General features: G+C 63.8%; 11 protein-coding genes. 7 read left to right on the forward strand and 4 right to left on the reverse strand.

Annotated features, from left to right (window positions below; genetic code table 11):
* Positions 1–308: 308 nt before the first annotated feature.
* Positions 309–3272: an autotransporter domain-containing protein gene (locus M8523_RS15670; protein ID WP_282586030.1), complete on the forward strand. Its 2964-nt coding sequence runs from the start codon at positions 309–311 to the stop codon at positions 3270–3272.
* 272 nt (positions 3273–3544) lie between these two features.
* Positions 3545–9973 (forward strand): hypothetical protein, encoded by a 6429-nt coding sequence (locus tag M8523_RS15675; RefSeq protein ID WP_282585825.1) that lies wholly within the window; start codon positions 3545–3547, stop codon positions 9971–9973.
* Between the two features lie 138 nt (positions 9974–10111).
* On the opposite strand, the gene M8523_RS15680 is transcribed toward M8523_RS15675, so the two are convergent.
* The 4 genes from M8523_RS15680 to M8523_RS15695 are packed head-to-tail and all read right to left on the reverse strand — an operon-like array spanning position 10112 to position 14094.
* On the reverse strand, positions 10112–11149 hold the full coding sequence (locus tag M8523_RS15680; protein ID WP_282585826.1) for an ABC transporter ATP-binding protein: 1038 nt from the start codon (positions 11147–11149) through the stop codon (positions 10112–10114).
* Complete coding sequence (locus M8523_RS15685; protein WP_282585827.1) at positions 11146–12048, reverse strand: ABC transporter permease; 903 nt, start codon at positions 12046–12048, stop codon at positions 11146–11148. The genes M8523_RS15680 and M8523_RS15685 overlap by 4 nt, the downstream gene beginning before the upstream one ends.
* A complete protein-coding gene (locus M8523_RS15690; RefSeq protein ID WP_282585828.1) occupies positions 12036–12953 on the reverse strand; it encodes a hypothetical protein in 918 nt (305 codons plus the stop codon). The genes M8523_RS15685 and M8523_RS15690 overlap by 13 nt, the downstream gene beginning before the upstream one ends.
* Position 12954: 1 nt before the next feature.
* On the reverse strand, positions 12955–14094 hold the full coding sequence (locus M8523_RS15695) for an ABC transporter substrate-binding protein (protein ID WP_282585829.1): 1140 nt from the start codon (positions 14092–14094) through the stop codon (positions 12955–12957).
* Positions 14095–14427: 333 nt separating this feature from the next.
* Between M8523_RS15695 and acs the strand changes: the two genes are divergently transcribed.
* The 5 genes from acs to M8523_RS15720 all read left to right on the forward strand — a co-directional run bounded on the left by acs (position 14428) and on the right by M8523_RS15720 (position 19124).
* Positions 14428–16386 carry an acetate--CoA ligase gene (gene acs / locus M8523_RS15700; RefSeq protein ID WP_282585830.1) on the forward strand — a complete coding sequence of 653 codons (1959 nt, stop codon included), beginning with the start codon at positions 14428–14430 and terminating at the stop codon, positions 16384–16386.
* Positions 16387–16591: 205 nt separating this feature from the next.
* Positions 16592–17107, forward strand: a complete 516-nt coding sequence (locus M8523_RS15705; protein ID WP_428350734.1) for a L,D-transpeptidase — start codon at positions 16592–16594, stop codon at positions 17105–17107.
* An 80-nt stretch (positions 17108–17187) separates the two neighbouring features.
* Positions 17188–17826, forward strand: a complete 639-nt coding sequence (locus M8523_RS15710) for a hypothetical protein (RefSeq protein WP_282585832.1) — start codon at positions 17188–17190, stop codon at positions 17824–17826.
* 12 nt (positions 17827–17838) lie between these two features.
* On the forward strand, positions 17839–18234 hold the full coding sequence (locus M8523_RS15715) for a phage holin family protein (protein ID WP_282585833.1): 396 nt from the start codon (positions 17839–17841) through the stop codon (positions 18232–18234).
* Entirely contained in the window at positions 18231–19124 is an 894-nt protein-coding gene (locus M8523_RS15720) for a hypothetical protein (protein WP_282585834.1), read from the forward strand. Before M8523_RS15715 ends, M8523_RS15720 begins: the two co-directional genes overlap by 4 nt.
* Positions 19125–19143: the final 19 nt, after the last annotated feature.

A 19143-nucleotide genomic window follows, 5' to 3' on the forward strand; every position in this document is an offset into this window, starting at 1 on the left:
CGCTCGCGTCGTCGAATGGAAGACGATGATCAAGATCCACCTGCCGAGCTCTTGTCCGGCGCAGGCCATCATGCCGGCCGCTCTCGCCCGCATACCCCGTCTCGTCACCTGACAGGCGGGGCAATCTGCCCCGTCCATCGAGCCCGTCCCATCAACCCGCAAACCTCTCCACCCCCCAAATCCGGCCTTCCGCCGGAACGAGGAGGCGCGTCGCCAGAGGCGCAAAATCGGACAAACGGCACGGTCCGGTAGAGAAAATCCACCTCAATGCTTATTGGCCTGCATAATCCGGGCTAGGAAAGCAAATCATCTTTCCCGTTAACGCCACTGACTATGATTCTGGACGATTTTCGAATGGGCCAGTGTGGCTTGAATACATTCAGAGAGCGGTCGCCGGCACCTACGATCCCTCGCGCAATCTGGCGTATGGCGGGGCCGTCGTTGGTGATTACGTCGACAACAATCTGTCCAGTGTGGGAATTAAAACGCTAAACGAACAGATATCGAGCGATCTGATCCCCGCCATTAAATCCGGATCTTCGTCGGCATTCGGGCAAAGACCATTGGTGACGCTTTGGATCGGCGGCAACAACTACCGACAGCAGATGGAAGATAAGTCTGGCCTTATTTTCGGCAATGTTCCCAAGGATCTGAACAAGGCCGACGCACAAGTCCGGACAGTGCCCTCGCTTTTGCAAACGATCAACGATGCGTTCAAAGCGAATTCGTCCACGTCCGTCACCGGTGCGACCTACTATGTGCTGACAGTGCCGGACGTAAGTCAGACACCAAAATTCAGCAGCGCCGATGCAAACGATCGAAACGATCTTCACAGCCATATCGAGTCGACAAACTATAGGCTGAAAGAAGATCTCTACAATCTTGGAGATCAATTTGCGAGCAGTCCTTCGCAGTCACGCATCGTCGTCGTCGATGCTGCGGCTCTTCTAAACGAGGTGCAGGCTAATCCTCAATCTTTCGGATTTACCGAAGGACGCAAGAATTGTTACGATGACACAGCGAATACCGGCTATTTAAGCGCAAATACCCGCTCCGCAGGGGGGTATGTTAACGGCTGCTCGCCGCGCAACGTGTCCCAATATTTGTTTTGGGATGCGTTTCACCCCACCACAAAAGCGCATGAGATGATCGCCAAATATGCGCTGAACACAGATGCGCTGGAGGCGGGTACCCAGGCGCAGCTCGATCAGCCCTACGTCGCCAATATCGAAGTCCGCGACCGCACCTATGCGGGCAAGATCACCGGCGTCGGCTCCATGCTCAAGATGGGCGATCGGACTCTGACACTTGCCGGCGACAACAGCTACCAGGGCGGCACGCGGCTCGATGACGGCACTGTTCGTATCAGTCAGGATAACAATCTTGGCGCGCAAGCGGGCGCATTGACGTTTCGTGGCGGAACGCTGAACACGACGACCACCATGACGATGCAGCGCGACATCATCACCGCACCCTACAAGCAGGCCCCCGACAGAATTGATGATGCAGGCCAGGATATAACGAGGTTGGTCGCCAATTTTGAAGTTGACCAGGGGACGACGCTGACGCTCGCGAACAACACGTTCTCGGGAACCGGCAGTGTCGAAAAAATCGGGGCCGGTACCCTCGATATCCAGTCGACGGTGCAAGACAGCAGATCTCTGGTGGATATCCTGGACGGCACGATGCTGTTCGACTCGAAGGGCACGTTTCGTGCCGACCGCTTTCAAATATTCAATGGAGCCACAATGGGCGGATCGGGATCCGTCGCGGGCTATGTCAGGAACGAGAACGGGATCTTGCGTCCAGGGGACCAGAATGGCTTCGGTGCTCTGACGATTTCCGGGAACTACTATCAGAGCCGGAACGGCACGCTGGCCTTGAACGCCGACTTTGTGAACAGCAAGGCATCCGAGCTGATCGCGACAAACGCGGACGTGCGCGGCAAGATCGACGTCACGCCCATCACCCTGGCGCCGACCGAACTGCCCGTCATCGCCACGACGCAGTCGCTTTCCCTCTCGCCCGACAGCATCACCAAGACCCTCGCCGTGGCCTATGGGATCAAGACGGTTGGAGACGGTCGTACCGCCAACCTCTACGTGGCCCAGGCCGATTTCACGCCGGCGGGCGTCGCCCTGAATGGAGACCAGCAGCGCGCCGGCGACATGCTGAACGAGCTCTGGGCGCAGAACAAGGTCGGCGACACGGACGGCGCCCTGGCGAAGCTCGCCACCGTCATGGACCCGAAGACCTATGCGGGCCTGCTCGAAGACTTCAACACCGAGGGCTACGGCGCCGCGCCGGTCAAGCAGGCCGACAGCAGCGCCAAGTTCAAGACCAACCTGATGAGCTGCCCGGTCTTCGCGGGCGACGGCAGCCTGACTGTGGAAACCGAATGCGCCTGGGGCCGGCTCTACGGCTCCCGCACCGACCGCTTCGCGGATGCCGACGACGAGGGCTATCGGCAGACGGGCGGCATCATGCAGGTCGGCGCCCAGAGGCAGATCGCGGCAAACACGTTCCTGGGCATGTCGATCGGCTACGAGGAGAGCTCCAATCGTTCGCGCGACGGCGGCTCCTCGTCCGACGGCCAGGGGGTGAGCGGCGGCTTGGCGCTCAAGCGGCAGCTCGGACCCTGGCTCTTCGCCGCGGCCCTCGAAGGCGGCAGCGGCTGGTACAGGAACACCCGCTCCACGGGGCCGCTCGACGGCGAGGTGGCGCATTCCGACAGCCGCCTCGACCACGTCTCCGGCCGCCTCCGGGCCGCCTACACGTTCGACTTCGGCCCCTGGTACGCCAAGCCCTACGCCGACCTCGACCTCTCCTACCTGCACACACCGGCCTTCACCGAGAAGGACGGCGGCCCGCTCGGCCTGCATGTGATGGGCAGCAACGTGTTCCTGGCAACCTTCATCCCGACCCTGGAGATCGGCGGCCGCGTCAACATCGGCGAGAACTGGACCGCCCGCCCCTACGGGTCGGCCGGCGTCAGCCTGGTGTCGGACAGCAATTATGCGGTGCGCTCCGTGCTGACCGGCGCGCCGCTGTCGGATGCCTATGAAAAACCTGATCCGCATCCCCAACGTGCTGGCCAACGTCAAGCTCGGGGCCGACGTCCAGGAGATCCACGGCCTGGAGGTCAAGGTCGAGATCGGCGGCGACTTCGCCCATCGATACCGCTCCGAAACAGGCACCATCCGGCTCGGATATCGGTTCTGAACCGCCACGGCTCATTTGCCGAGCCTGATCCGGAGGCCGCTTCACCTTGATCGAAGCGGCCTCGTCGACGGTCCGACGGATCCAAGCCGCGTCCCGCGCCTTCGAAGGTAACGCCCGCTGCAACGTCGCCGGGTTAGGCCGGAGAGCCTCAGCATCTGTGTCGTTTCATCGGGTCATCCGATGAGACCTCTGCCGGAGACCCACAAAGCACCGGCCATCGCCCGGGCTGTTCCATTGGGGACTCTCTCGATCCACGCCGCACGGAATGACGTGAATGCACCGCATCCATCCATCGAGAGCCCTATCGAGGACCCGTAGAGGGGTGCTTTGCGGCGCAAGTGTCCTCGCGCTCGTGGTGGCGCAAGGCGGGGTCGCAACCGCCGACGATGGATCCTTTCGCATCATCAGCAAGGGAGCCGATGGCACAGGCGGCGGCGCCCGGGCCAACGATAAGGTTCCCGATTCGACCCCTGGCGCCGACGGCAGCGCCATCAGTCAGACGAATGCGAAGTCGAACGTCGGACAGCCCGCCCCTTCGAGCATCGTTCAGATCTTGTCTCAAGGCGGCAAAGGCGCGCTCGGAACCTATTTCAGCGTCATGGGCGGCTCGTATTATACGCCGGGCAAAGACGGCGGGAGGGGCGGCGATGTTTCGCTGACGCAGACGGGAGATATCGTCGGCGCCGCCAATCTGAAGGTGCCGACGTCGCTCCTGACGATCTTTTCGATCGGAGGGAGCGGATCCGTGGGGGCCACGGGTCAGTGCGGCTTCTGCGGATATATCGGAAATGGTGGTCGGGGCGGCACGGTGACGCTTGGCCTACAATCCAATGTGAACACAAGCGGGGACAGTTTCGCTGGTGTCTGGGCAAGATCGGAGGCCGGGCAGACCGGCGAAAACCGCACCGGTCTGCCCTGGGAATTGGGGATCAACGCCGCCGATCAGTCGAAATATCCGGGTGCGAACGGCGGCAGCGTTTCGGTGACGCTCGGCAACACTGCCGCGGTCTCCACCAACGGGAGTTCGGCGCCAGGCGTGATCGCGCAATCGATCGGCGGCGCGGGTCTCGACGGGATCAGCTATCGCAGTCTCCTGCCCGGCGCCGGCCTGGGAGGCGCGGTGACCTTCACCGGTCAAGGCAAGATCACAACGGCGGGTTCGGCCTCCGCCGGCGTCGTCCTGCAATCCATCGGCGGACGAGGCGGGAACCAACTCGGCGCCGCCAGGGGAACCGACTACTCGGGTCAGGGCGGCGGGGGAGCGGGCGGCAAAGGTAATGATGGCGGGCTCGTGACCGCCGTCCAGACCGGATCCATTGAGACGAGCGGAGACAATTCCATCGGACTCGCGGCTATGTCGTTGGGCGGCGTCGGCGGCAACGGCGTCGTCGGATTTCAGGGGCGGTCTGGCGGAGACGGTGGGGCGGCGGGCAACGGTGGCAAGGTGGATGTGATCCAAAAAGGATCGGTTGTCACGCACGGCAAGGGTTCGGTCGGCGTTCTGGCGCAGAGCCTGGGCGGAGGCGAAGCCTTCGACCCTTTCCAGAAGATCAACATCGCGCCAGGGTCTGTCCGAGGCGGTGGAAGCGCCGGCAGTGCCACCTCCGCCTTCTTTCCGGCGGGCCGAGGCGGTCGCGGCGGGGCCGGCGGCAACGGCGGCAAGGTTGCCGCGACCAATGAAGGCTCGATCGTCACCGAAAAGGACGCCGCCATCGGTCTGGAGGCCCAAAGTGTGGGCGGCGGCGGTGGCGCGGGCGGCGCCTCGACGTCCGTTCTTTCCTTCGGGCTCGGCACGGCGGCGGGCGGCAACGGCGGCGGCGGCGGGAACGGGGGTGACGTAACGATCCGGCCGGCCGGCCGAGCCGCCAGCGATACGTCCGGGCCCTCCATCACGACGGCGGGCAACTCGGCGGGTGCGCTCCTGGCCCAAAGCGTCGGCGGAGGCGGCGGCGTCGGTGGCTCGGCCCGCGCAGGGTCCGTGGGCCTGTTTGTTTCCGCTTCATACGCGGTCGGAGGGGCGGGGGGCGACGGCGGCGACGGCGGCATAGTTTCGGTGGACAACACGTCTCGCCTGAAGACGTCAGGGGACGATTCCTACGGCATCGTGGCGCGCAGTGTGGGCGGCGGTGGCGGCCAGGGCGGCAATGCGGCCGCATCGGCGCTGGCTGCCTCGCCCCCGGGCTCTCCGAGCTTCAGCTTCACCTTCTCGGTCGGGGGAACCGGTGGGAAGGGTGGGTCCGGCAAGGTCGTCACGGTCGACAACGATGCCGCGATCACGACGGGCGGTCAGCGATCCTACGGCATTCTCGCGACCAGCATCGGAGCCGGCGGCGGCGCCGGCGGCTCTGCGGCCTCGACCTCCGATGTCACCGGCTTCTACAAAAACTTCGCCGTGGCGATCGGCATCGGGGGCGAGGGCGGAGGCGGAGGCAGCGGCAGCACCGTCAAGGTGGTCAACAACAGTGTCGTCGAAACGACAGGCGCTTTCTCGACCGGAATCGAGGCCGCCAGCATCGGCGGCGGCGGCGGCACTGGCGGGACCGCAACCGCCAAAACCAAGAAAGGTGTCTCCACTCCGGATAGCCTATTGAGCGACCTGATCTCGGACGCCTTGCCGGTCGCCGACACATGGGCGGCCAAGGTTGCCGTTGGCGGCACGGGCGGCGACGGCGGCAAGGGTGACGCCGTCACGGTCGAGAACCGATCGACTGTCGTCACGTCAAACCATGACTCGCGGGGCATTCTCGCACAGTCGATCGGCGGTGGCGGCGGCGAAGGCGGCGGCTATTCCAGCAGCGGCGCGGGGGAGTTCGCCGGCAACCTGTCGATCGGTGGCAGCGGCGGCAAGGGCGGAAGCGGCGGTGCCGTTAAGGTGACCAACGTCGAAGGGGCCACCATCACGACCTCCGGCGCAGGCTCGACCGCGATCTTCGCCCAGAGCGTCGGGGGCGGTGGCGGCGTCGGCGGCGCGATGACCGGCGGAAAGAAAGCCGTATCGTTCCCGGGGAGCGCCAAGGACGCGACGGACGCGGTCCTGCAGGTCGCAGACGAGATCTTCTCGATCAACAAGCGCTTGTCGAAACAATTCGGCAATCCGAAGTTGGACGCGGCGCAAGCTGGATTTCTCGATAAGAAGAGCACCGCCCAGCAACGCTTGAGCTATGCGAAGGACGCCCTGAGCATCATCAAGGCTGGTTGGACTAGCGCAAAGAATAACGTCGCGCAAAACGAGAAGATCAGGAAGGAGAATATAGAGCGGGCCAAAAAGGGCGAGCCTCCCCTGCCCGAGATCGGCCTTCCACTCATCGTGATCCAGAGCCTTGCCGAATCGGCCAAGACTGGCGCCTTGAACTATATTCAGAAGTCATTCTCGGATGCCGTGAAAGATGGGCTGAAATCCCTGATCGGGAAAACCCCCGACACGACGATGAGGCAGACCTCCGTGAACGTTGGCGTGGGTGGCAGCGGCGGCGGTGGAGGCGATGGAGGCGTCGTCGACGTCATGAATGCCGGCACGCTTCAGACGAGCGGCAACAGTGCTTACGGCATCCTGGCCCAGAGCGTCGGCGGTGGCGGCGGGATCGGCGGTGGCGGCACGACGAACGGCACCAACTGGTACAATATCAACGTTGCAATCGGCGGATCAGGGGGGAATGGCGGAAACGGCGGCGCCGTCACGGTGAACAACAAGGGCGGTATCACGACCGAGGGTGGCGGGGCATTCGGAACCATCGCGCAGTCGATCGGTGGCGGCGGCGGCCTTGGCGGTGGCGCCGCCAACACCGATGCGGTGGCCTCCGTCTCGGCGGGGGTCAACGTCGGAGGATCGGGCGGCGCCAGGGGGGACGGCGGCGCCGTGACGATGCAAAACTCGGGCACGATCACGACGGCCGGCCGGGAGGCGCACGCCATTGTGGCGCAGAGCATAGGGGGCGGCGGGGGCGCCTTCTTCCTCGACCAGGCCTCCCCGGTCTCGGCCGACCTGCTCGTGACATCCCAGGCCCAACTCGACGCCGTGAACGCCGCTAGCGACCTGTTGAAGGCCCTCGGCCTCGGGGCACTGGGAACCGAAGGCGGCACGAATGGGCGGACCGGCACTTCGATCATTCCGCCGACCAACGCTTACGTGAGCATTGGCGGCGGAACCCGGGCCGGAAGCGACGGCTTGAACACGGGATCGGGCGGCGCCGTCACGGTTGTGGACACAAACACGATCGAGACGACCGGGCTCGGCGCCATGGGGATTTTCGCCCAATCGATCGGCGGCGGCGGCGGGTTTGGTGCCTATGTGTCGTCCCTGTCACAGATCCGGCGCGACACAACCCTCGGCGGCAACGGCAATTCGCGGGGAGATGGCGGCGCCGTCAACGTGACGTTTGGCGACGGCGCGAGCGTCACGACGAGCGGCGCGGGGGCCACGGCCGTGTTCGCGCAATCGATCGGCGGCGGCGGCGGCTACGCGGGAGCCGGGACCGGGGCAATTTCATACACGCCGCCGACCGTCACGCAAACGACAAGCGGCTTCTGGCCCTTCATCACGACCAAAACGAACACGAGCGGTTCGACCGGGAATGGCGGTGAGATCAAGATCGGCATGCAGGACGCCACCTCAAGCTTGACCATCGCCACGACCGGAGACAGGGCTCATGGCATTTTCGCTCAGAGCCTCGGGGGTGGGGGCGGAGCATGGTTCGACACCGGCGGCGGCAATCTGACGAGCCTCGATGGCGTTCAAGCCCAGCAGCGAATCGGCACGGGTAGCGGGCAGGCGATCACCGTCAATGTGCGCGGGAGCGTCACCGCGACCGGCAAGGACTCCTACGCGATCTTCGCGCAGAGCGGCGCGCAACGGACCGATGGCAGTCTCGACCCCACCCGGCTGGGCGGAAGCATCGACATCGACGTCAACGGAACGATCAAGGGCGGCAGCGGGACGGGTGCGGGCATCCGTGTCGATGGCGGTGGCCTGAACAACACGATCACGATCGAGCCGGGTACGGCGGTCAGCGCCGTCTCCGGGCAGGCAATCATTGGCTCAGGGGACGATAGGATCTTCAATCGCGGCACTGTCCTAGGCGACATCGTCACCGGAGCCGCCACCCGACAAGCCGAATTCTTCTTCAACGGAGTCGACGGCGCGGGCAGCGGCGCGTCGCTGATCACCCAGGCCAATGGGAAAATCCAGCTTGGCGCGGGCACTCTTTACAACACCGCTACGCTCGACATTGCGGGCGTCGGCACCCTCGGCTCCACGAAGCTCAATGGGAGCTTCGTTCAGAACGACGGCCGGATCCTGGTCGATGTCTCCGCCGATAGTGGAGCTCCCGCAGCGGACGTGCTGAACGTGAGCGGGACGGCCACTGTGAGAGGCGGAACCGTCCAACCGAATGTGATCAACAGTCTGCTGCCGGGCAGTTACACGTTTCTCACCGCGGAAGGCCGCATATTTGGTGCGGCGACGAATAGCATCTTCGACAGGCGAGGCGCGGATGTTGCCGCCACAAGGCTTTCCGTGCCGGCGCCTAGCCTCGCGTCGTCGGAGGTGGCGCCGATCAGCTGGAGCGTGACCAACCAGGGTGCCAACGCGCTCGCCCTCCAGCCGAGCGCCAATTTCGTCCATCCGAATGGGGTTTCCCTGAGCGGGAATGCCGAACACACCGCCGATGTCCTGCAGAAGCAGTGGAACAGTCTCGCTGTTCGGACAGGCAGTAACCCGATCTCCCAAGACGACCTTGGCATCGCGCGGCTCTTCGCCGATTTTGCCAAGGTCCGGTCGCTCGATGATTACAAAGCTGATTTGGAACAACTCGACCCAGGAGAGACTCTCGACAGCGTCGATTCCGCGTTGACCCAGGCGAAGGCGGCCTTGGGCGCCGTTATGAGTTGCCCGGCCTTCGTCTATGGATCGACCCTGCTGCGCGAAGGCGATTGCGTCTGGGGTCGCGTGCAGGGATCAACTGCACACCAGTCGAACACCGCCGATGAGGACGGCTATCACATCAGCGGCGTGGACTATCGTGTCGGGATGCAGCACGAGTTCGTGCGTGACTGGTTCTTCGGTGCGTCCCTCGGCTATGTGACCTCGGATCGCATCAGTGCCGACAAGACGGGCAGTGCCGCCGAACAAGGGGGCGAAATCGCCGGAGCGTTGAAGCACCAGGTCGGGGCATGGATGTTCGCTTTGTCGGGCGATCTCAACTACGGGGCGATCAACAGTAGGCGGTCGATCGATCTCGACGACGAACGCCTGATCGCACAAGGCGACATCTCCGCCCTGACAGCGGCGGGGCGTCTGCGCACCGCCTATCAGTTCCTGTTCAAGGACTGGTACGTCAAGCCGTATCTCGATCTCGACATCATCCATAACACCATCTTGGGCTACTCGGAATTTGGAGCGGATGGTTTCAATCTCGACATGAAGCGCCTGGACAAGACCTTCCTGGTCGTCAGCCCGACGATGGAGATCGGCGGCCGGATCGACGTCCAAAGCTGGACGCTGCGCCCCTTTGGTACGGTGGGCATCACGTTCGTGCCGAACAACACCGTGAGCAGCCTGGCGAAATTCCAGGACGACGGAAGTGGGGACTATTTCCGGACCATCTCCCATGTGCCGGACAAACTTGCGGAGATCGGCTTGGGCGTGCAACTCACGACGGCGGAGAGCTTTCAGCTCACTGCCGAATATCGGACCCAGCTGTCGCGTTCGTTCATCAGCCAGACCGGCAGTGCCAAATTGCAGTATCGCTTCTGACATCGGTCGCTCCGACGAGGAGCGACCGATGTCAGATGGAAGACTGAGGACGGCTTGTCTCAGCTGACTTGAGATCGACCGCTGCGCTTCACCGATCGTCGCGACCTGAACCCGCACTCTATCCGGAGGGCGATCCCATCACCCCGGAAACACGTGCGCGTCGCGCGGGTCGATGACGACGTTGATGGTGTCGCCCGAGCGCAGTTCGTCGGTTTCGCGGCTGGGCCAGTCGGCCTTGACGTGCAGGGGGCCGTCGTCGGTCGGGATGGTGAGATAGAACCGCGTGGTGGAGCCTTCGAAGATGCGGTTCTCGATCGTGGCGGCCTGCCCCGAGGCGTCGTTGCTGCGCCGCACGTCCTCCGAGCGGACGAACACGAGGGCGCGCGGCGTGGTGAGGGCCGTGGCGATCTCGATCGTGCCGCAGAGGCGGATGCGGCCGTCGCGCACCGGCAGGTTCAGCGCGTTGCGATTGCCGATGAAGGAGGCGCTGAAGGCCGTGGTCGGGGTCTCGTAGAGGCTTGCGGGTGTGGCGAGCTGCTCGATGCGGCCCTGCCGCATGACCACCACGCGATCCGCCACCGCGAGCGCCTCGGATTGATCGTGAGTGACCAGCAGCGCCGTGGTGCGGATGCTCTGTTGAATGCGGCGGATCTCGTCGCGCAGGTGCAGGCGCACGACGGCATCGAGGGCCGACAAAGGTTCGTCGAGCAACAGCACCGCCGGATCGGGCGCCAGCGCCCGGGCGAGCGCGGTGCGTTGCTGCTGGCCGCCCGACAACTGGCTCGGGTGCCGATCGGCCCATTCGCCGAGGCCGATCAGCGCGAGCAATTCGTCGACGCGCCGGGCGATGGCGGCCGTGGACTGGCCCCGCACCTTGAGCGGAAAGGCGATGTTCTGCCGGACCGTCATATTGGGGAACAGCGAATAGCTTTGGAACACCATGCCGATCGGCCGCATCCGGGTCGGCACCGCCGTCACGTCGCGCCCGTCGAACAGGATCCGGCCGGCGCTCGGGTCGATCAGGCCCGCGATGGCCCGCAACAAGGTGGTCTTACCACAGCCCGAGCTCCCGAGCAGCGCGATCAACTCGCCCGAATGAACATTGAGGCTGACGTCGTCGAGGGCCAGCTTGTCGCCATAGCGCTTGGAGACATGCTCGATCGTGATCGTGCTCACGCGGGTGCTCCCTTGGCGTCGGTCGTGCCTCCGGCCGCGGCGCGCCCCTTGTTGAGGGAGACCACGAGGACCGACAGCACCAGCGTGATCGCGAAGGTGATGCCCGTCATGACGGCGAGACTGTTGAAATCGGCGTCGGTGCTTTTCAGGAGATTGAGCGTGTAGAGCGGCACCGTCTCGAAACGGTTGCCACACAGGATCTGCACGAGCGCCACTTCGTTGAAACTGACCCCGAAGGCCAGGACGGCGCCGCTCGCGAGCCCCGGCATAATGTTCGGCAGGATCACACGCGTGAGCGTCGTCGCGACATTGGCGCCGCAGGTGCGCGCGGCTTCGCTGAGCCCCACGACATTGCTGGCCGCCATCGAACTGTCGATCGCCCAATAGGCGAACGAGAAGGCCACGGCCGCATGGGCAGGCAGCAGCAGCCAGAGCGTGCCTTGCAGCGAGGGCGCATAGGTGCCGCTGAGCGGCAGGAGCCCGAAGGCGATCACGGCATAGGGCACCGAGAACGGGATGGCGGCCAGGATCTCGATCACGGGCCGGATGCGCGGGTTGCGGACGCGCTGCCAGTAGACCGCCGGCGTTACCAAGAGGAGATCGAGGACAGCCGTCCCGATCGCCAGCGCGAGACTTCGCCCGAGCACCACCCGGAACCGGCCATCGGCGAGCGAATCGCGCCAATGCGCCAGGGTATAGCCGTCCGGCGTCACATGGTTGGTCCAGGTGGTCGCGAGCCCATAGAGAAAGACCGCGATCATCGGCAGGAAGATGTAGAAGACCGTCACGGAGAGCAGCAGCAGGCCGAAGAACCCCGGCTTCGGCCGCCCCCAGGCGACCGTGGGACGCGCCACCGCAGGGAAAGCGGGACTCTCCTGGGCGCGCGTCAGGTCAACCATCGTGTCCCCCGGCGCATGATCCATCGATTGGTGAGCAGACTCACGGCGGCGAGACACATCAACAGCACGGCATAGACCGGCATGCGGTGATCACCGAAGAACGATCCATAGAGCGAACGGTACATCTCGACCGTGACGAGCCGGAAGGCGCCGGGCTTCTCGCCCACGAGAGCGACCGGCAGGCCATACATGCCGGCCGACCATGTGAAGATCAGCAGCCAGTCGGCCAGGATGAAGGGCATCAGCACCGGAGCGCCGATGTAGCGCCAGAACTGCCAGCGGGTCGCGGCGGATGTCTGCGCGGCCTCCCACCATTCGTCCCGGAGCAGGCTCATCACCGGCAGGGAGAGGAGCACGAAAAGCGGGACGTTGCTGTAGCAATAGGCCAGCACGAGGCCGGTGAACGAACTCTGCGGCAGCCCCGTGAAGCCGAGGCCGACGTTCTGGAACGCCAGCGTCACCATCCCGTAGGTGCCGAGTGCCGCCACATAGGCGAAGCCCAGGCCGATGCCCGAGAAATTCGCGGCCACGTTGAGGATGCCGAGGTGAAACGAACGGCTCCAGCGCGCCATGCGGGATATCATCCAGGAGAGCGGCGTACCGAACAAGGTCGACAGCGTCGCCACCGTGGCGGCGAGCAGAAGCGAGTTTTCCATCGCGTGCTGCGACGCCGCCGAACTGAAGGTCTTCGCCCAATTGGCCAGGGTGAAATGGCCGTCCTCGCCCGCGAAGCTCGACCAGACCATCGAGAGGGCGGGTGCGATCAGCAGCAGGGACGCCATGACGATCAGCGGCAGCGCGAGCGACCAATCGACGAACAACGCTTTCGCGCGTTCGCCGATCGACAGGGTTCGCGCCGCTGCGGTGTAGCGCCCTGATCCTGTGGCCTGGGCGTGGTGGCTCACCTTAGCCGCCGGCCACCTCGTCGCGCCACGTCTCGGCGACCTTCTGCAGGTCGACCTTCGACCAGTCCGGAAGCACGTGAACCTTGGCATAGTCCGCGTCGGGCAGCCAATTCGCCTTGGCGTCGTCCGGCAACTTGAGGTCGCCCAGCACCCAGCGGATCGGGCGCGCGCCGAATTTGGCGAAGGCCGCCTGTCCTTCGTCACTGAGAACGAAGTCGAGCATCAGCTTGGCGATATTCATCTTGGGGAAGTTGTAGGTGTTGAGCATCAGCGCGGACGGCGCGTAGATCGACTCCGGCACGACCACTTTGGCCGCGATGCCCTTGGATTGCAGCTGCTTGGCGGCCGCGATGCAGTTGAAATCATACTTGATCTGGATCGGAACCTCGCCCTTTTCCAAGGTCTGGGCATTGGCCGCCGACGTCGCGAATTGCGGGATCATGGATTTGGTGAAAGCCGCAGCCGGAGCGAGATTGTTCTCGTTGCCGCCGAACGCGTAGGCCCAGGCGATATAGGTCGCAATCGCGGTCCCGGCGCCGCCGGCCGCATCGATCACCTCGACCTGGCCCTTATACTCGGGCTTCGCGAGGTCCGCCCAGGAAGTCGGCACGTTCTTGATCACATTGGTGTTCACCACCATGGACGGGACACCCGTGAAGGTCGCCACCCAGCCGCCCTTTTCACCCTTCAGGCCGGCCGGCAATTTGGCGGCATTCGGCGGCATATAGGGAGGCACCACACCCTTCTGCTCGGCCACCTTACCGAACAGGATCCCGATATCGGCGCAGATCGCCACGGGATTGTTCTTTTCCGCCTCGAACTTCGTGACCTCCTCGAGGGAATTCATGTCGGTGTCGGAATGGTCGAGCTTGAAACCGTAATGCTGCGCCAACTTCTGCAGCACTTCACCGTAGTTGGCCCAGCTGTCGGGCATGCCATAGCTGACGAATTGCTGGCCTTCGATCTTGGCCTTTTCCACGTCGGGAGCCGCCGCCCAATCCGCCATGGTGGCCGCATGTGCCTGCGCGGCACCGAACAAGGGAAGCCCCCCGAAGGCGGCGGCGCCCAAGGCTCCTGCGCCGGCGACGAATTCGCGGCGCGTGGTCTGTGGTGAGGACGATAAATGCCGATGAAATGCCATGGTCCAAAGCTCCCCTGCTGCCCGCTATGGGGGCGAGGCTCCGTAGCCGCGCGATCCCGATCGCCCGAGCCGGCTGCCCAGCAAGCGCAAGGGTTTTGCAGAGGTTCGATTACAAGTGTGTGACGTTCAGGCACGGCGATCGCTTGAAGCGCGCCGACGCGGGCGCTTCAAGCGATCGGCACACGGGACTCGATGATCTTTGGTCGGGCGGGGCGACAAATTCCTGCACCTTCGATCGCGGTCCTGTCGACCCATTGTCCCCCGCCACCCTCCCGCGCTACCATCACGCCGACCACAAGAAGCGGGGCCGGCAAGGACTCCCGGGAGGAACACATGTCGACTGTTGGGCACGTCCACGAGGCTTCCGCGTCGTTCAAAAACAACGCTTTGATCGACGCCGCGACCTATCGGTCCTGGTACGACGCCTCGATCCGCGACCCTGAGGCCTTCTGGAGCGAGCACGGCAAACGGATCGATTGGATCAAACCCTACACCGAGGTGAAGGACACGGATTTCACGCTGGGCCAAGTCAGCATCAAGTGGTTTGCCGACGGCACCACCAACGTGGCCTATAATTGCGTCGACCGGCATCTCGCCACGCGTGGCGACCAAGTGGCGATCATCTGGGAAGGCGACGATCCGACGAATTCGCGGTCGATCACCTATCGCGAGTTGCACGGCGAGGTTTGCCGGTTTGCCAATGTGCTGAAGGCGCGCGGCGTTCGGAAGGGTGACCGCGTCACGATCTACATGCCGATGATCCCCGAGGCAGCTTTCGCGATGCTCGCCTGCGCACGCATCGGCGCACTTCATTCCGTGGTGTTCGGCGGCTTCTCGGCCGACAGTCTCAGGAGCCGAATTCTCGGCTGCGACTCAAACGTCGTGATCACGGCGGACGAAGGCCTCCGCGGCGGCAAGCGCGTGCCGCTGAAGCGCACCGTGGACGAGGCCATCCAGGGATGCCCTGCCGTTGAGACTGTGATCGTGGTGCGCAACACGGGTGGGCTCGGTGACAAGATCACGTCTCACCCGCGCGACGTCGACTATACGACCGCCCGGGCCAAAGCGGCCAGCGACTGCCCCTGCGAAGAGATGGGCGCCGAGGACCCGCTCTTCATCCTGTTCACCTCGGGCTCGACCGGTGCCCCCAAGGGCGTGCTGCACACGACCGGTGGCTATCTCGTCTATGCCGCCATGACGCATCAATATGTCTTCGACCTGCACGAAGACGACGTTTATTGGTGCACCGCCGACATAGGCTGGGTCACGGGCCATAGCTATATCGTGTATGGCCCGCTGGCGAATGGAGCCACCACGCTGATGTTCGAGGGGGTGCCGACCTATCCGAGCGTGTCGCGTTTCTGGGAGGTGGTCGACAAGCACAAGGTGACGCTGTTCTACACGGCACCGACCGCCATTCGGTCGCTGATGGGCGCCGGTGAAGCACCGGTGAAGCGGACGAACCGGTCCTCGCTGCGGCTGCTCGGCACGGTCGGCGAGCCGATCAATCCGGAAGCCTGGGAATGGTACTACCGGGTGGTGGGCGACAGCCGCTGTCCCATCGTCGACACCTGGTGGCAGACCGAGACCGGCGGCCACATGATCACGCCCCTGCCCGGCGCCATGACGCTCAAAGCGGGTTCCGCGACCCTGCCGTTCTTCGGCGTGAAGCCGCAGATCGTCGACACCGAGGGCCGCGTGCTCGACGGAGCCTGCGAAGGGGCGCTGGTGATCGCCGATTCCTGGCCGGGCCAGATGCGCACCGTCTATGGCGACCACAAACGCTTCGAGGACACTTATTTCGCGACCTTTCCGGGCACCTATTTCACGGGCGACGGCTGCCGGCGCGACCAGGATGGCTACTATTGGATCACGGGGCGCATCGACGACGTGCTGAACGTCTCCGGTCACCGCATGGGGACGGCCGAGATCGAGAGTGCGCTCGTGGCCCACGAAACAGTGTCGGAAGCCGCCGTCGTGGGCTTCCCGCATGACGTCAAGGGTCAAGGCATTTTCGCCTATGTGACGTTGATGCAAGGCACCTCGGGCAGCGACGACTTGCGCAAGGCCTTGTCGGCCCATGTCCGCAAGGAGATCGGCCCCATCGCGACACCCGACGTGATCCTGTTCGCCCCCGGCCTGCCCAAGACCCGATCGGGCAAGATCATGCGGCGCATCCTGCGCAAGATCGCCGAAAACGAATTCCATGCGCTCGGTGACATCTCGACCCTTGCCGACCCGTCGGTCGTCGAGGATCTCGTGACCAAGCGCCGGGAGACGATGTCGCGCTGAGCCGGATCACGGCAACGGAACATCAATCATGAACCGCAGGCCTCTGTTAACCCTGCGGTGGCGATCTTCTGGATCGTCGCGCATTTGAGGCCATCCGGTAAGAGGGCGTTGAGCCTCACGGATCGAGAAAGCCTCATCGGCATGAAGCCGGTGAGGAGTGCGGCAGATGGGGTTTACCTACCGTCCGGTGGTTCGGACCCGCCTGATGTGGACCGAGATCGTGTTGGCCGGCCTGATCGCCTTGGCGACGCTCGGCGCCTTCCTGACCACGGTGTTGCCGGCCGGCGCCTATGAACTGGCCGCCCTGCCCGGCTATCCGCCGGGAACCATCGTGGTGAGCCAGCGCCAGCGAAGCCTCTATCTCGTGGTCGAGAATGGGGAAGCGCTTCGCTATCCGGTCGCGGTCGGCAAGATGGGCAAACAATGGCGCGGGGTCGTGACGGTCGACGGCAAATATGTCGCGCCGGCCTGGGCTCCACCGCCCGAGGTCAAGCGCGCCGAGCCATGGCTCCCCGACTACATCCCCGGCGGTTCGCCGAGCAACCCAATGGGCGCGCGGGCCCTCACGTTGAGCGGCGATGAATATGCCATCCATGGCACCAACCGGCCGGACTCGATCGGCCGAGCCGCTTCATTCGGCTGCATCCGCATGCACAATCGCGACATCGTTGATCTGTTCGACCGCGTTGCCGTGGGAACACCTGTGGTGATGCTTCAGTAACTTGGAGTTCGCGTCCTCACGGAACTCAAATCCCTTGCCGCAGGTTGTCTCGCCGAAGCTCGGTAACCAGGGGAAGAGGTATGAGCGAGACATCATCGACCAACGATTGGGCTGCGAAAGCCGGGGACCTTCGCGACAAGGCCGCTTCGACCGCTCAGAGCTACGGCGACTCGATCAAGGGGTCCGCTTCGGACGCATCAGACAGTATCAGATCCCACCTGTCGACCGCGAAGGATAGCCTCTCCGACGTCAAGGAGAACCTGCAGGCGAACGGCAAGGATTTGCGGGAGACTGCCACGAACCTGGCAGCCGACCTGAAAAGCCAGGCAAGCGCACATGTCGACGAGGCCAAGACCGTCATCTCGTCGATGGCCGATGAGGCGCGCAACCGCATCGCGGACATTATCGATCAGCAAAAGGCAATCGGGGCCGATAAGCTGAGCGGGATCTCGCGTGCCGCGCAAAATGCAGCAAGCGATCTCGAGCCGCAGAATCCCAATATGGCCAAGCTGGTGCGCGATGCGGCCGGTTCGGTCGATCGGATCGCCGGCGATCTTCGCGCGAGCAACCTTGGCGACGTCGTCGCGTCGGTGACGACCTTCGCGCGCAAGCAGCCGGTGGCTTTCTTCGCGGGCTCGGTCCTGGCTGGCTTCGTTCTGGCTCGTTTCTTCAAAAGCGAACCGGCCCATGAGGTGGTGGCGCGCGACACCCAGACCTGAGCGGGGATCACCATGACCGATCTCTCAGGACGTCCGTCCACGCCCAGTCTCATCGCCGATGCCATGGCCCACATGGCGCGGCTGATCGAGACTGAAATCCGATTGGTCCGTACCGAACTTGGCGAAAAACTGGCCGAGGCCATCCGGGCCTTGGCCATCATCGCGGCCTCGTCGGTTCTTCTGTTGACCGCGCTTGTACTGTTTGTTCTCGGCGTTGTTCATCTTCTGATCTACTTCGGACTGCAGCCCTTTGTGGCGTTTTTCAGCGTAGGATTGGTTTCGGCGGTGGTCGGCGGACTCGCCGTTTACTTCGCAGTGAGCCATCTTTCGACCTCTGGGCTCGCACCGAAGCGCTCGATCAATCAGCTTGGCAAAGATGCTCAGATCATCAAGGAACAGGTGTCATGAGTCTGTTTACTGATCAGACATCTGCAGAAGTGGCTGAAGAGGCCGAGAACGAGCGCGCGGGTCTCGTCAACACCTTGGATCAACTTCGTGAGAACTTGAAGCCGAGCAACGTCGTCGATGAAGTCATGGCTCACGCCACTTTCGATTCGACGGCGCTGATGGATCGGGTTTGGCAAACCGCGCGTGCGAACCCGATCCCAGCGGTTCTGATCGGCCTCGGAGCAGCAATGCTCCTCGGTTTTGGCCGGCTTTCAACCCCAAACTCAACGAAGGGTCGCGCGTCGACCCGAGTGTCGGTTCGCGGGAACGTTCCACCCACGGTCAACTACGGTGCAACAAACCGGGGCGAGGCGACCGCGGCCCGGTCAGATAGCGGGTCACCAGATATCTCTACCCGGACCAGAACGACCCGAACGTCAACTGAAATGAACAATCTCCGCAATGCCAACTTGGGGTATGGCCGAGCCTCAACATCGGCAGATCTTCGCCAGCCAGTGAGACCATTGATGAATACTTCCTTGAACCTCAAACATCCTACGTCGTCTCTGGCTCGGCTGTTCGACGAGCAGCCATTGGTGCTCGCCGCCCTTGGGGTGGCAGTGGGCGCCGCCGTGGGAGCAGCGCTGCCGTCGACCGACGTCGAGGCCCAGCTGATGGGAGATGCCAGTGAGTCGATGCGGCAAAGTGCAGCGGCAGCGGCCCGGCAGCAGCTTTCTCAGCTGAAAGCAACGGCTGACCAGACGTTCGATCAGGTCAAATCGACTGTTGCAGAGCATGGCGTGTCGACCGACAACCTGTCCGACCTTGTGCATGACATTGGCGGACAAGTGAAATCCGCCACGTATTCTGCCGCCCACCAAGCAGCCGACAGCCTGCCCCGGCATTCGTAAAACACTTCGCAGCTTGAAG

The organism is Lichenifustis flavocetrariae (assembly GCF_026130545.1).
GTDB classification, from domain to species: domain Bacteria; phylum Pseudomonadota; class Alphaproteobacteria; order Rhizobiales; family Beijerinckiaceae; genus Lichenihabitans; species Lichenihabitans flavocetrariae.